Consider the following 12,956-nt stretch of genomic DNA (forward strand, 5'->3'; position numbering starts at 1 on the left):
CATTTTTATGTATGTTTATTTGTATATAGCTATAATTATACCACTGGCGCTCGGCAAATCAATGCAGCTCTCTTACTTCATATCCGTTGATATTTGGTTCGATGATTGACGAGGTAAATGCTCAAAACGATCAATATCAAACCAATTGCCAAGGTAGCGGTTACGGCTTCATGCAAAAAGACTGTGCCTGTCAGCACCGCAATCAAAGGCACTAAAAAAGTGAATGCTGCGACTTTGCTTGCTTCTCCGTTATTCATCAAGTGGAAATAGATAACGAAAGCAATCGGGATGCCGAATGTCGAACCAAAGCCGAGTCCGAAGAGATAGGTAGTATTCCAAGTAATATCCGCCCAATTTTCTGTAAAGCTTCCGGCAACGACCAAAACGGTGCCGCCAATGATGAATTGCAGAGCGACCATCCACATTGAATCCACCCGTGAACTGACTTTTTTCACATAAATAACACCCAGTGCCCAGCTAAGCGCTGCAAACAGGCCGAGGATAATGCCGGTGACGGACAAAGTTCCGGATAAACTGTCCGCACTGATGACCAGGATGCCGAGGAATCCCAGCAGTAGGCCCGTTATTTTGAAAGCGGTCATTTTCTCCCCCAACCAAATCCAGGCAAAAATACCGATCAGCACCGGCTGGAAATAAACGAGGACTGAAAACAATCCACCCGGCAGGTAGTTAAGGCCTGCTGTCTGCAAGCCATAAAATAGAACGGCATTCAACAAAGCAGAGATGGCATAGGATGTCCAGTTTCCCCGCCATTTGATTCGTTTCCAAACCGGCAGCAAGACCAGCGCCAATAACAGTCCGCCAATCAGCGAGCGGGCGCCGGCAAAAAGGATCGGGGGCGTAAAATCGAGCGCTGCCTTATAAATGGACCAACTGATTCCCCAGATAAATACCAATAAAACCAGCAGGCCGGTTGCCCGATTTGCGTATTTTCCCATCATGCAGCCTCCAGTAGCCAATTTGCCTTTATCGTTCTATTGTACAGAATAATGGCATTATTGGCACGAGGCAAGGGTACTATTTGTGTCCAGCGTGCAAATATGTTTTACTGTAACGAGACAAACATAGAGGAGATTTTCAAATGATTAAAAAAATGAAATTTGCATTAGCCCCATTTCTTTTATTGCTAACATTGGGAGCATGCTCAGATAATGAAGACGCCCAGCCAAAAGAAGATGAAGCTGCAAAATCTGCCGAAGAGGCAACCGAAGAACAGCAGACCGAACTGGATCTTCCCGCTGAAAAAGACGTAGTGGTTGTCGTTAACGAAGAAGAAATTTTAGGAAATGTCTATAATAGCGTCGCGCGCCAATTGGAGACGACACTGGCGGCCGATGGCAAAAAAGCGTCAGAACCGGAAAATGCAGAATTAGTGAAAGAGCAGGCGATCACCGTTATCGTCGGCAATAAACTGATCTTGCAGGATGCGGAAGAAAAAGGCTATAAAGCGGAAGACGCCGCAGTTGAAGAACGCCTTGAATCATTGAAAGGCCAATTTGAAGACGAAGAGGCAATGAACGAAGCTTTGGAAAGAACTGGTTTTACCCTTGAGGACATGGAAAGCCAGCTGCGCGATCAGATCGTCTATGAACAATACGTAGCGGAAGAAGTAAAAGCAGGGGAAGTGACGGATGAAGAAGTGAAAGAAGCATACGACGGCTTCGCTTCCTCTTCGGAACAAGAAGCTCCGGCTTACGAAGAAATGGAGCCGACCATCCGCCAGTCGCTCGAACAGCAGAACACACAGCAAGCGGTCTATGACCGGATTGAAGAGTTAAAAGCAAAAGCTGAAATTGATGTGAAAATCTAAAACAAAACCCTCCAGTTCAACTTTGAACTGGAGGGTTTTGTTTTTACAGTTTTCCTTGGCAATAAGCCAGAACTTCCGCTTCTTCGTCTTCTTCAAGAGCGAATTCCAATACATTCCGGCTCAATTTGTCTATAAAATTGTAAAAGGCAATGCGTGTTTCTTCCCCTTCTACCGCGAGAATGACGCGAAGCTCCAAGCCGCCTTCTGTGTACAATTCATCATCTTCATCGACTTCCACATCAAGCAAGAATTCGTAGCGCTCTCCCTCGATAATGCCTGTCGGATCTTTTATTTGAGAAATGCTGTAGTTTGTAATTTCCATGTTAACACCTCCGTTCTTTTATTCTAGCCTTTATACAGGCATTTGGGTAGCCTTTCACCCATCTGTTTAAATCGAATAACAACGGGAATACAGGTACAACCGAAACAAATAAAGGAGTGGAATAGTAGATGAAAGTATTAGTCATTGGTGCAAATGGACAAGTTGGACGAAATATCGTAAAAGAACTTTCAGCGTCAGAGCATGAAGCTGTAGCCATGGTCCGCAAAGAAGAACAAGTGGACCATTTGAAAGAATTGGGTGCACAGAAAGTCGTGCTCGCTGATTTGGAAAAAGATTTCAGTGAGGCTTTCAGCGACGTGGACGCAGTTATTTTCGCGGCAGGATCTGGCGCTTCGACCGGCCCGGATAAAACTTTGACCATCGATTTATGGGGTTCTGCGAAAGCGGCTCAATACGCTGAAGAAAACGGCGTAAAACGCTTTGTACAGCTCAGCTCCATGGGGACGAATGATCCGGATGCAGGCGGCGAAGAAATGAAGCCTTACCTCGTTGCCAAAAGAGCAGCGGATGAAATATTAAAATCGACAAGTTTGGACTATACCATCGTGCGTCCGGGTGCCTTGTCGGATGAAGACAAAACGGAAAACATTGAAGTTTCAACTTCCGGCTTTACTTCTATGGAAGGCCGTTCGATTCCGCGAGCGGATGTAGCGAGCGTGTTAGTCAATGTTCTGGACCGCCCGAATACTTACCACAAAACCTTTGAAGTGCTGCAAGGGGGCAACTCGACCGCTTCTGAATTAGATTCCTTATAATCTCCTGCCTTTAAGGGCGGATAGATTTCCGCGCCTAATTATGGTACGATAAACCATACGATAATTAGAGGACGTGATAATAATGATTAATATTCAACCCCCAAAAGCGGATGTGACCATTACACAGCGCAAACAGGAAGTTACCGGAGACGAAGCTATCATAAAACCGCTTTATGGTTTTATCGATTTGCATGAAATCCCGCGCGATAAAGGCGGCATCATCCAGTTCTTCAACCACAGCGGCGAATTGCTGTTTGTCGGCAAAGCCCGCAAACTTCGCCAGCGTGTGAAAAAGCATTTTGAAGACAATGTGTCACCTTTGAAAAACCACCGCGAGGAAGTTTACCGCATCACGGTTTCTATCGTGGAAGATCCAATGGAGCGCGAAATTTACGAAACGTATTTGATCAATGCGCTTCAAGCAAAATACAATGTGGATAAAGTCTTTTACAAAGACTGACGGGAAAGCCCGGCGGGATGAATTCATCCCGCCGGGCTTTTTTCTGCTTGCATCTATTTACACAAAATTAATTAAAATAATTTTTAACACCGCTTTAGTGAATTTATATGCGGCAAGGAAGATTTACATACATTTGCACGTTGCCGCCCTCTCCACCTTACAGCCGCTTTTCAAAATAATGGTGGCTGTGCCCCGCCGGATGGTCCTCGAGTACGCCAAATTGGGTAAAACCTTGTTTTTTATAAAAGCCCGGAGCTTGAAAACTGAACGTATCCACCACCATCAAACGGCAGCCTGCCTGGCGTGCATATTCCTCCATTTGCTTCATTAATTGTGCTGCTATCCGCTGTCCGCGCACACTTTCGTCGACCCATAAAAAATCGATGTGCATATGCTGCCAAAAGCCGGTTCCGGTAATCCCGCCGATGATCTCTCCGCTATCGCTGCGCGCGATAAAGCTCACTTCATCTATTGGCGATTTGATTTCATCCGGCACACTCGCCATGTTGTGTTCAATGACTTTCTGCCGAATAAATTCGCGGTCTTCTTTTATTTTCTGCTGAACAATCCTCATGCCGCATCTCCCTCGCATTTATTTTTATGCATTTTCTTCCCCATTATCCCATCCGCCTTTCCTTCTTGCACCTTTTCACCAGGTTTCAACCTCATTTGATACAGGGAATAGTGAATTACTAACTACGTTTTTTGGAGGAACTTTTATGTCATCATATGCAAAAGAAATTCCATCAGCCTGGTGCCGAAGCGAATACGATCCGCTGCGCTACGTCTTGCTTTGCCCGCCTAATTACATGGAAATAAAAGAAGTCATCAACGATGTCCAAAAGCGATATCAAGAAGAAAATATTGATGCAGCGATTGCGATGGAGCAGCACCGGCAATTCGTCAAAGCCTTAAAGGAGCAAGGCGTGGAAACAGCATTGCTTGACCCTTCCAAGGAATATCCGGAACAAGTCTTCACCCGCGATATCGGGTTCACGGTAGGCGATACTGTATTTATCGGGGAAATGGCTTCTTCTATCCGCCAAGGAGAAGAATGCGTCCTGCAAGACTGGCTTGAGACTGAGCAGATCCGTTCGACAACGCTTGGCAGCAACCGGGTAGAAGGAGGCGATGTCATTATCGACGGCGACACCCTCTACATCGGCATCAGCAGCCGCACGTCAAATAATGCAGTCCGCGAACTGCAAGAGAAGCTTCCAAACTTCAACGTCATTCCGATTTCGTTCAATGACAAATACTTGCACTTGGACTGTGTGTTCAACATCCTTTCGCCAACCGAAGCCCTGATCTTCGAGGAAGCATTGGACCCGGAAACGGTTGAAATGCTGGCAAAACGCTACACGCTTCTTTCCGTCAATGCCAAGGAACAATTTGCTCTCGGGACGAATGTGCTATCCATCGGCAACAGACGCGTATTCAGCCAGCCTCAAAACAAAGACGTCAATCGACAGCTGAAAGCTCATGGCTTTGAAGTCATCGAAATCGACTTTTCGGAAATCATCAAATCGGGCGGCGCGTTCCGCTGCTGCACGATGCCCATCACGAGAAAATAAACTTGCGAACCCTTCCATCCAAAAAAGGAAATCCCCGGCCAAAACCGGGGATTTCCTTTTTTATTTCAGGGCTGCCTGTTTTTTTGCAGCCGCCAAAAATCCTTCTAGCAATTGCTTTCCTTCCGGCGTCCCAATGGATTCCGGATGAAACTGAAAACCATATACCGGATAATCCCGGTGCTTCACCGCCATGATCGTGCCGTCATCTTCGGCAATGGCCTGAACGTCAAAACAATCCGGCAGCGAACTCTCTTCAATGGCAAGTGAATGATAGCGCATAACCGGCAGCGGTGTCGGGAGCCCGGCAAAAGCGCCTTGCTGCTGGTGAGTGACCATCGAAACTTTGCCATGCCGGATTTCCGGTGCTTGAACGACTTTGCCGCCAAACGCTGTGCCGATCAATTGATGGCCCAGGCAAATTCCAAGCAGTGGAATGGATGCATGAACCGCTTCAATCAACTGAAGCGATTCCGGCAACTCTTCCGGATGCCCCGGACCAGGAGATAAAATGATGGCTTCCGGCTGAAGCGCGACGATTTCATCCACCGTCAGCACACCGTAGCGGACCACTTGGATTTCTTTTCCCAGCTCCGCTGCCGCCTGAAAAATATTGTACGTGAAGGAATCATAATGATCGATCAATAAAATCATCCGAACACCTCCGTAAGCGAACGTGCTTTATGAAGCGTCTCTTCATACTCGGCTTGCGGATCCGAATCATAGACGATGCCGGCCCCTGCCTGTACATGGACGAACCGGTCTTTGATGACAAACGTCCGGATGGCAAGCGCCACATCCAAATTGCCATTAAAACCGATATAGCCGATAGCCCCTCCGTAAACACCCCGGCGCTCTTCTTCGTACTGCTGGATCAATTGCATGGCACGCACTTTCGGAGCTCCGGAAACCGTCCCAGCAGGCAGGCAAGACACCAAGGCATCCAGCGGGTGCATCGCTTCGTTCAAGTTGCCGGTCACTTCTGAAACAATATGCATCACGTGCTGGTATTTTTCAATCGCCATGTATTTTGGAATCTTCACTGAACCGATGGCTGCGACCCGGCCGACATCGTTGCGGCTGAGGTCGACGAGCATCTGATGCTCTGCGCGCTCTTTTTCATCGTTTGCCAGTTCTTCAGCGAGCAGCTGATCTTCCTCTTCTGTCCGGCCGCGCCTTCTTGTGCCGGCGATCGGATTGGTCACCATCTGGCCGCCGCGAATGGTCAGCAGACTTTCGGGAGAAGCTCCTACTACCCCGTAGTCCTCAAAGTCGATATAGAATTGGTACGGCGACGGATTTTGCTTCCGCAATTTGCGGTACAAGTCGAAGGCGCTGCCTTCATATGCAGCCGATAACCTCTGTGATAAGATCAATTGAAAAACATCGCCGCGGCGGATATGTTCTTTCGCTTTCGCCACTTGCGCGCGGAATGCAGCCGCGTCCGTTTTTGAGGCGAAAGCTAAGGGCGCTTGTGTTTCTCTTGCCTCTTCGGTTTTTGGCGCGAGCAATTGCTGTTCCACTTCTTCGATTTTGTTTTCAAACGAAATAATTGTGACATCATTTTTCACGTGGTCGAAGACGATAATGGTTTCATATAAATGCAGATGGATATCCGGCATCTCCAAACTGTTTTCCTTGGCTGCTTCTATCGGTTCATAAGCTTGTATGGCATCGTAGCCGATATAGCCGAGCGCTCCGCCGGTAAATGGGATGCCTTCCAATTCCGCTTTGCGGACAGGCAAAAGTTCTTTTAATAATTCCAGCGGCTTCCCGGCTCGGTGAATGGTTTTCCCTGTTCTGAAATCCCGCTCTATCAATTGTTCTCCATGTCCGATAAACGTTTTGGAAGGGTCTGCCCCGATAAACGAATAGCGGCCCGTAAGGCTCGTTTTCAAAGAACTTTCAAGCAGGCATTTTCTTGGCCCTTTCAGCCGGTTGAACACCATGATCGGCGTCAGCGAATCGGCGTCCATTTTCTTGGTTTTCATCTCTGCTCATCTCCTCTAAGTTAAAAGACAGCGCGTTTAAACCATAAAAAAACCCCTGCAGGAAATAAACTCCCTGCAGAGGACGGTTCAACCGCGGTGCCACCTCATGTTAAAGCTGATCCAGCTTTCACTTGATCCCCTATAACGCGGGGAGACGGATCCCTTTACTCCGATTTCAAGGAATCACTCATAAGTCCATTCACACCTGTTCCACACCAGTTTACACCTGCCACTGGCTCTCTTTGAGTGGAGATCACGCGCTACTCTTCTTATTCATCGATTTGCTCTGCTATTCTCAGCTCAACTGTACTAAGGCGATGCCGCTCCCGGCACCTTCTGCCATTTTCCGTACAAAAAGGTTGTTCCTATCGTATGCAATTCTTTCTTCAATGTCAACCATCCACCACCCTTTCTATCGGATAATTCTGTATTAATCTATAAGAGTACGGTATAACTATTAATGAGCACGATAATCTATAAAAAAGGGAGGCTATACAAATGACGAGAACATCTTTTTCTTTATGGACAAGTATGCTGGTCTTGCTGCTGGTCCTGACTGGCTGTGCAGGCGAAAGCGGAGGAAGCAGCGGAGAAGATTCCGGAGACAAAACGACCATCAGCTTTATGCATTGGCGCAATGAAGACAAAGCTGTATTCGATGAGATCATCGCTGAGTTTGAAGATGCTAACCCCGACATCGCTGTCGAAATGAACATTTATCCTTCCGATCAATACCAAGCTACCGCACAGCGCATGCTGCAAGAAGGCTCTACGGGAGACGTCTTCACTTCTTTCCCAGGCGCGCAATTTGAATCTCTTCAAAAAGCGGGTATTTTCGCAGATTTGACAGATGAAGAGTTTGTTTCGAAGTTCGATGAAAATTTAATTTCCGTCGGGCAGAAAGACGGCAAGCAATTGGCGCTTCCCTATCAGCTCGTATTCAACATCCCGGTCTACAACAAAGGAATGTTTGAAAAATTAGGATTAGAGGTACCAAAGAGTTGGACTGAATTCCAAGAAATGGCCGATACGCTTCTTGAAAACGGAATTACTCCCATCGCTTTTCCAGGTGCAGATATCGGACCAAACCAATTTATGAACAGCATGATGATGAACAATGCACTGGATGAAGATGTCTTCGCAAAATTGCAAAGCGGCGAAGAGTCTTTGACAAATGAATGGTGGGTCAAGACGTTGGAAGACTTCCAATTGCTTGAACAAAAAGGCTATATCCAAAAAAATGCGTTAGGCACAAATTCGGATTCTGCCATGGCAATGGTGGCAAATGAGGAAGCTGCCATGATTGCGAGCGGCTCTTACCATATGGCTTCTATTTTAGGGTTGAATCCGGATCTTCAATTGGATTTACTGGCACCCATTACGGTAGAAGAAAGCGAAGCGGTTTATGAAGGCATCAATACCGCTACATTTATGCTCGCAGTAAACAGCAAATCCGAAAAACAAGAACAGGCAAAAAAATTCATCGACTTCCTTAGCGAGCCTGAAATTGCCTCAAAATATGCAAACGGCACAGGCCAGCATTTAACGGTGACCGACGTGAATTATGAGTCAGAAGCTTTGAAAAATACGGCTTATTGGATCGATGAAAAGAAAACACGGTTCCAGCCGCGCTTTTTGATCACCAACGCCCAAATTGAAGATGCGGTCTTGAGTTCGATTGAAAATGTACTCGGCGGTGAAGAGCCGATGGCAGCTGCTGAAGCTGCACAGAAAATCGTAGACGAAAACAGGGAATGATGTCATGAAAACTTCAAAAACCATTTATTTATTCTTTCTTCCAGGATTGATTCTTTACAGCATCTTCTTTCTTTATCCGACGGCCAGTGCCCTTTTCTACTCGTTCACGGACTGGGACGGCTTCAGTGAAGCGTTTCAATTTGTCGGATTCCATAACTTTGAAAGAGCTCTTACCGGAGATTCGATTTTCTGGAAAACCGTCGGCAATAACTTGAAGTTCATGTTGGTTGTCGTCATTTTGCAGACAGTCGTGGCACTCGCTTTTGCGATGATTGTCCTGAAAAACACGAAAACCACCGTTTTTCTTAGAGCTTTGTATTTTTTCCCGACGATTCTTTCATCCGTTTCCGTGGCGTTCATCTGGTCATTCATCTATGATCCGTCACTCGGGATTTTAAATCAGCTTCTCGAATTAGCGGGGCTTGACTTCCTTGCACAAAACTGGCTGGGCAATGCCAATATCGCGATTTATTCATTGGCCATCACCCAGATCTGGTTTCATGCGGGACAGATGCTCATCGTTTTTGTCGCCGGACTGCAAGCCATCCCGCAGGAAATGTATGAAGTGGCAAAAATCGAAGGCGCCAGCAAATGGCAGACTTTCCGAAGCGTCACGTGGCCGCTCCTTGCCCCTTCTGCTACGATTGTTGTCGCTTATACGACCATCCAATCGTTTAAAGCATTCGACCTCGTCTTTGCCATGACGGGCGGCGGACCGAATAACTCGACTGAAATCATCGCCACTTATATTTACGAAGTCGCTTTCAGAAGCTATCAATTCGGCTACGCAAGTTCCATTTCCGTGATCTTCATGATCATTATCGCTTTTATCACGTTCCTGCAATTCAAAGCATTGCGGTCGGACCGGGTTTCCTATTGATGAAAGGAGGAGAACGGGTTGCTTTTTAAAAGGTTTTCCCTATTCGTTTATGCGTTGCTGATCCTGGTGCCGCTAATTATCGTCCTACTGACTTCTGTGAAAACCCTCCAGGAAACGTTTGCAAATCCGCTCGGGTTTCCGGAAGGCGGCATCAAATTCGATAATTACGTTGCCATTTTCCAAGAACAGACCATGGCCGGATATTTCATGAACAGCACTGTGGTCACGCTGTTCTCGGTTTCGTTCACCTTGCTGTTCGCTGCCATGATCGCTTTTGGCATCACCCGGCTCAGCAATTGGCTTGGCAATATTCTTTTCGCCTTGTTCACGCTTGGCATGATGGTGCCGGCCCAAGTGATTATGGTGCCGCTCTATTCGCTCGTGCTGAATATCGGCCTCACCAATAGTTTAGTTGGATTAATTTTGGTCAACATCTCTTCCACATTGCCTATCGCGGTCTTTATCTTGACCGGCTTTATGAAAACCTTGCCGAAAGAATTGTTTGAAGCATCGACAATCGACGGGGCCGGCAACTGGAAAATGTTCACGAAAGTCGCTATTCCCTTATCTTTGCCTTCTCTCTCGGCAACCGCTATTTTCCTGTTCGTGATGCATTGGAACGACTTGCTCTATCCGTTGCTATTCATCACGGACAATGCTTATAAGACTTTACCGCTCGCTTTATTGGAATTTAGAGGGCAGTATGCCACGAATTATCCGATGCTGTTCACCGGCGTCGTCATTGCCTCGGCTCCGATGGTCGTCGCCTATGTTTTCTTGCAGCGCTATTTCGTCGCTGGCATGACCGCCGGTGCAGTAAAAGGCTAAGCGAATCAAAAAAGGAGCTGCCCTATTTCGGGGCAACTCCTTTTTTATTGCCAAAGCTGCGGTTTTGCGACCATCAGCCAAAGCATCACAAGCAAGAGAAGAATGTAGATCCAGACAGACCGGTTCAATTTTTTGATCAAATGGCTGCGGTCATGATCCCGCGACTCAAACTTTTTCAACGTCGGCTTGAATGCCCGCGCCAGAAAGAATACGGAAGCGAACATGATAGCTAAAGTCATGATGATCCACGAAGTGGACCACGGCCAGTAGCCCAGCCAAATCATGAGCACACCTGAAGCCACCAGCACATGCCCTGCGTGCTTTACAAGCCGAATAGCCGACTTGAACGTTTGAATTTGTGCGTCCAGCACGTTTTCCGCCACGCCTTCCATTCGCTTCAGCAAAGGAATCAGGACAAAAAAAGGGCCGATGGACAAAATAGCGCTCATGATATGCGCGAATAAAATCAATGTGTAGACCATAAATCATTTCAACGCCCTTTTTATCATTCTTGCTTTATTATACAGGGGAAACATGAAAAAAGGAGGGGCTGCAGATCATCTGCACCTCTCCTTTTCCATTTCGTTAATTGGCAAAATAGTGTTTGCCGATTTTCGTGACGACGTCGCGGGTGAAAATCCAGGTGTCCGTTACACCAGCAGGGTTATAGTAATATGTCGCCCCGCCTGTCGGATCAGCGCCTTGCAAGGCATCTCTTACCGCCTGGTAAGCGGAACGGTTCGGGTTCAGCCAATACTGGCCATCATTTACCGCCGTAAAAGCGTTGCGCTGGAAAATGACATTATATGTACTGTTTGGAAAATGGGCGGAATCGATACGGTTTAAAATAACGGCTGCGACGGCTACCTGTCCTTTGTAGCTTTCACCGCGCGCTTCTCCATGCACCGTACGCGCCATCATTTTCACTTGATCAATTTTGTTTTGCGTCAAAGGACCTGTATAGCCCGTTGAAGGAATGTTGAAATCGTGCTGGAAACGAGCTACTGCTTTTTCGGTTATCGGGCCGTAATAGCCTGTCGGATCTACATGGAAATAATCGAGTTTCTTCAATAAGGTCTGCAATTCAGTGACTTGCTGCCCCGTAGAGCCCAGGTGAAGATCTCCAGAATGAGCTTCTGCTTCTGTTTGAGAAAAACTTAGAAAGAATACAGTAAACAATACAAACGTAAATGTTTTAATGATTTTCATGCTTTCTCTCCCTTCTATTCCGGAACGATCGTATGCGTTCCTTCCTTTTAGTATAGGGGGCGAGAAGAATGGATAATATCCATCAGACCTACTTTCTTTATTGAAAAGAAAAGTTCAATAGTCATGTCCACATCCTATTTTTTGAATAAAGCAAGTTTTTTCAGCGAAAGTCTATGAAGTTCTGCTTACGGCTTTGAAGGAAAAAGGATTCACATACCGTACAAGCCGCTCGGGTAAGAATTCTGCAGCAAAAAAGGACTTTTCCAAGCCCTTTTAAATAACCGGTTTCCGAACCAGATGCAGCTGTGCAAATTGGCCGGACTGTTCAACGGATTTCAGTTCGTATTCAATTTCTTTCTCAAGCTCCTGGAAAAGCGGGATGCCTCTGCCAATTAAAGTGGGGGCGATTGAAATGATAAATTCATCCATCAAATCTTCGTGCAGAAAAGCTTGGAGCAGAAAGCTGCCTCCGATTACCCAAATATTCTTTCCTTGGCGTTTTCGGAGCCGTTTGACGAAACTCGGGATGTCTTCGTTTGTGAAAATAGCATGCATGCTATTTTCATTCGGCCTGCTTGAAAATACATAGCATTCTTTGTCTTCATATGGAAACTTTCCTTTTTCCATTTCCATCACCCACTCGTAAGTGCGCCTTCCCATTACGACCGTATCGATCGTTTCCATAAATTCGGCATAGCCCGCGTCCCCATCCATTTCAACTTTAAAAAGCCAGTCCAATGAATCATCTTCCGTCGCTATATAGCCATCCAGACTGGCTGCTATATAGCAGACAAGCTTTCGCTGATCTTCCATTTTTCCACCTCTTCCTGCTTTTTATTGCTTGCTGAGTTTCATTTACTCTATCACATGGACATCCCTCTGGAAGTTAAGGAAACATAAAAAAAATAGCGCCGAGTCTTTTCATCCCAGCGCCGCGTTCCCATCAAGAATTTCCGAGTTCTTTCATTCCTCTATGCGTCTGGGGGAAGCCATTTGCCTGCCATTCCGACCGCAAAGCCGAATCCAATTTCGTCAGCCCGATTTCCGCTTCGTCATAAGGCGCGTTTACACTTTCTTCACGGTCGACTTCTAAGCTATTTCGCATATCGTTGTCTTCAAAGACCCAAATTTTCTTTTTCTTATTTTTGTTGTAGGCAGTGAGCAACAGAATTCCGCTGGCTACTGCCATTCCTGTGTAGACAAATGTTTTATTATCCATTGCTATTCCTCCAAAAACCGTATTTGCTTATAAAACTATGTTCCCTTTTCCTGAAAAAATTAATCATTTCAGTTTAGTAACAAATAGGATTCGCTTAGACGGCTCCCCATT

The 12,956-nt window shown here is 46.4% G+C and carries 16 protein-coding genes and 1 other annotated feature; of the genes, 7 read left to right on the forward strand and 9 right to left on the reverse strand.

Annotated features, from left to right (window positions below; translation table 11 throughout):
• Positions 1-77: 77 nt before the first annotated feature.
• Complete coding sequence (locus BN1080_RS15765) at positions 78-959, reverse strand: DMT family transporter (protein ID WP_052653651.1); 882 nt, start codon at positions 957-959, stop codon at positions 78-80.
• A gap of 143 nt (positions 960-1,102) precedes the next feature.
• Between BN1080_RS15765 and BN1080_RS15770 the strand changes: the two genes are divergently transcribed.
• Positions 1,103-1,831, forward strand: coding sequence for a SurA N-terminal domain-containing protein (locus tag BN1080_RS15770; protein ID WP_052653654.1), 729 nt, complete (start codon positions 1,103-1,105; stop codon positions 1,829-1,831).
• Positions 1,832-1,874: 43 nt separating this feature from the next.
• On the opposite strand, the gene BN1080_RS15775 is transcribed toward BN1080_RS15770, so the two are convergent.
• Complete coding sequence (locus BN1080_RS15775; RefSeq protein WP_052653657.1) at positions 1,875-2,153, reverse strand: DUF6509 family protein; 279 nt, start codon at positions 2,151-2,153, stop codon at positions 1,875-1,877.
• A 128-nt stretch (positions 2,154-2,281) separates the two neighbouring features.
• Between BN1080_RS15775 and BN1080_RS15780 the strand changes: the two genes are divergently transcribed.
• On the forward strand, positions 2,282-2,929 hold the full coding sequence (locus BN1080_RS15780; protein ID WP_052653660.1) for an SDR family oxidoreductase: 648 nt from the start codon (positions 2,282-2,284) through the stop codon (positions 2,927-2,929).
• Positions 2,930-3,011: 82 nt separating this feature from the next.
• On the forward strand, positions 3,012-3,389 hold the full coding sequence (locus tag BN1080_RS15785; RefSeq protein WP_052653663.1) for a nucleotide excision repair endonuclease: 378 nt from the start codon (positions 3,012-3,014) through the stop codon (positions 3,387-3,389).
• 157 nt (positions 3,390-3,546) lie between these two features.
• Here BN1080_RS15785 and BN1080_RS15790 read toward each other — a convergent pair whose 3' ends face one another.
• Entirely contained in the window at positions 3,547-3,963 is a 417-nt protein-coding gene (locus BN1080_RS15790; protein WP_052653666.1) for a GNAT family N-acetyltransferase, read from the reverse strand.
• A gap of 145 nt (positions 3,964-4,108) precedes the next feature.
• Here BN1080_RS15790 and BN1080_RS15795 point away from each other — a divergent pair, with 145 nt between their 5' ends.
• Positions 4,109-4,963: a dimethylarginine dimethylaminohydrolase family protein gene (locus tag BN1080_RS15795; protein ID WP_052653669.1), complete on the forward strand. Its 855-nt coding sequence runs from the start codon at positions 4,109-4,111 to the stop codon at positions 4,961-4,963.
• A 60-nt stretch (positions 4,964-5,023) separates the two neighbouring features.
• Here the strand turns inward: BN1080_RS15795 and BN1080_RS15800 are convergent, their stop codons facing one another.
• Both BN1080_RS15800 and trpE read right to left on the reverse strand, forming a co-directional pair.
• A complete protein-coding gene (locus BN1080_RS15800) occupies positions 5,024-5,614 on the reverse strand; it encodes an anthranilate synthase component II (protein ID WP_052653672.1) in 591 nt (196 codons plus the stop codon).
• Positions 5,611-6,951, reverse strand: coding sequence for an anthranilate synthase component I (gene trpE / locus BN1080_RS15805; protein WP_052653675.1), 1,341 nt, complete (start codon positions 6,949-6,951; stop codon positions 5,611-5,613). The genes BN1080_RS15800 and trpE overlap by 4 nt, the downstream gene beginning before the upstream one ends.
• 75 nt (positions 6,952-7,026) lie before the next feature.
• Positions 7,027-7,237 (reverse strand) — a binding site (T-box leader).
• Positions 7,238-7,449: 212 nt separating this feature from the next.
• Between trpE and BN1080_RS15810 the strand changes: the two genes are divergently transcribed.
• Genes BN1080_RS15810 through BN1080_RS15820 form a run of 3 tightly spaced genes read left to right on the forward strand, consistent with a single transcriptional unit; the run spans position 7,450 to position 10,417 of the window.
• On the forward strand, positions 7,450-8,709 hold the full coding sequence (locus BN1080_RS15810) for an ABC transporter substrate-binding protein (protein WP_052653678.1): 1,260 nt from the start codon (positions 7,450-7,452) through the stop codon (positions 8,707-8,709).
• 4 nt (positions 8,710-8,713) lie between these two features.
• Positions 8,714-9,589: a carbohydrate ABC transporter permease gene (locus BN1080_RS15815; RefSeq protein WP_052653681.1), complete on the forward strand. Its 876-nt coding sequence runs from the start codon at positions 8,714-8,716 to the stop codon at positions 9,587-9,589.
• 18 nt (positions 9,590-9,607) lie between these two features.
• On the forward strand, positions 9,608-10,417 hold the full coding sequence (locus BN1080_RS15820) for a carbohydrate ABC transporter permease (protein ID WP_052653684.1): 810 nt from the start codon (positions 9,608-9,610) through the stop codon (positions 10,415-10,417).
• Between the two features lie 44 nt (positions 10,418-10,461).
• On the opposite strand, the gene BN1080_RS15825 is transcribed toward BN1080_RS15820, so the two are convergent.
• The 4 genes from BN1080_RS15825 to BN1080_RS15840 form a co-directional block, all read right to left on the reverse strand.
• Positions 10,462-10,899 carry a DUF2269 family protein gene (locus tag BN1080_RS15825; protein WP_052653687.1) on the reverse strand — a complete coding sequence of 146 codons (438 nt, stop codon included), beginning with the start codon at positions 10,897-10,899 and terminating at the stop codon, positions 10,462-10,464.
• Between the two features lie 103 nt (positions 10,900-11,002).
• Positions 11,003-11,626: a cell wall hydrolase gene (locus BN1080_RS15830; protein ID WP_052653690.1), complete on the reverse strand. Its 624-nt coding sequence runs from the start codon at positions 11,624-11,626 to the stop codon at positions 11,003-11,005.
• Between the two features lie 273 nt (positions 11,627-11,899).
• Complete coding sequence (locus BN1080_RS15835) at positions 11,900-12,439, reverse strand: dihydrofolate reductase family protein (protein ID WP_052653692.1); 540 nt, start codon at positions 12,437-12,439, stop codon at positions 11,900-11,902.
• A gap of 130 nt (positions 12,440-12,569) precedes the next feature.
• Positions 12,570-12,845: a hypothetical protein gene (locus BN1080_RS15840; RefSeq protein ID WP_052653695.1), complete on the reverse strand. Its 276-nt coding sequence runs from the start codon at positions 12,843-12,845 to the stop codon at positions 12,570-12,572.
• Positions 12,846-12,956: the final 111 nt, after the last annotated feature.

The organism is Planococcus massiliensis, from assembly GCF_000821325.1.
Lineage (GTDB): Bacteria > Bacillota > Bacilli > Bacillales_A > Planococcaceae > Planococcus > Planococcus ruber.

Coding starts and splice junctions, on each gene's coding strand:
- BN1080_RS15775 (WP_052653657.1), bottom strand. CDS start 2,153: ATGGAAATTACAAACTACAGCATTTCTCAAATAAAAGATCCGACAGGC.
- BN1080_RS15770 (WP_052653654.1), top strand. CDS start 1,103: ATGATTAAAAAAATGAAATTTGCATTAGCCCCATTTCTTTTATTGCTA.
- BN1080_RS15810 (WP_052653678.1), top strand. CDS start 7,450: ATGACGAGAACATCTTTTTCTTTATGGACAAGTATGCTGGTCTTGCTG.
- trpE (WP_052653675.1), bottom strand. CDS start 6,951: ATGAAAACCAAGAAAATGGACGCCGATTCGCTGACGCCGATCATGGTG.
- BN1080_RS15795 (WP_052653669.1), top strand. CDS start 4,109: ATGTCATCATATGCAAAAGAAATTCCATCAGCCTGGTGCCGAAGCGAA.
- BN1080_RS15800 (WP_052653672.1), bottom strand. CDS start 5,614: ATGATTTTATTGATCGATCATTATGATTCCTTCACGTACAATATTTTT.
- BN1080_RS15840 (WP_052653695.1), bottom strand. CDS start 12,845: ATGGATAATAAAACATTTGTCTACACAGGAATGGCAGTAGCCAGCGGA.
- BN1080_RS15765 (WP_052653651.1), bottom strand. CDS start 959: ATGGGAAAATACGCAAATCGGGCAACCGGCCTGCTGGTTTTATTGGTA.
- BN1080_RS15790 (WP_052653666.1), bottom strand. CDS start 3,963: ATGAGGATTGTTCAGCAGAAAATAAAAGAAGACCGCGAATTTATTCGG.
- BN1080_RS15830 (WP_052653690.1), bottom strand. CDS start 11,626: ATGAAAATCATTAAAACATTTACGTTTGTATTGTTTACTGTATTCTTT.
- BN1080_RS15785 (WP_052653663.1), top strand. CDS start 3,012: ATGATTAATATTCAACCCCCAAAAGCGGATGTGACCATTACACAGCGC.
- BN1080_RS15825 (WP_052653687.1), bottom strand. CDS start 10,899: ATGGTCTACACATTGATTTTATTCGCGCATATCATGAGCGCTATTTTG.
- BN1080_RS15835 (WP_052653692.1), bottom strand. CDS start 12,439: ATGGAAGATCAGCGAAAGCTTGTCTGCTATATAGCAGCCAGTCTGGAT.
- BN1080_RS15780 (WP_052653660.1), top strand. CDS start 2,282: ATGAAAGTATTAGTCATTGGTGCAAATGGACAAGTTGGACGAAATATC.
- BN1080_RS15815 (WP_052653681.1), top strand. CDS start 8,714: ATGAAAACTTCAAAAACCATTTATTTATTCTTTCTTCCAGGATTGATT.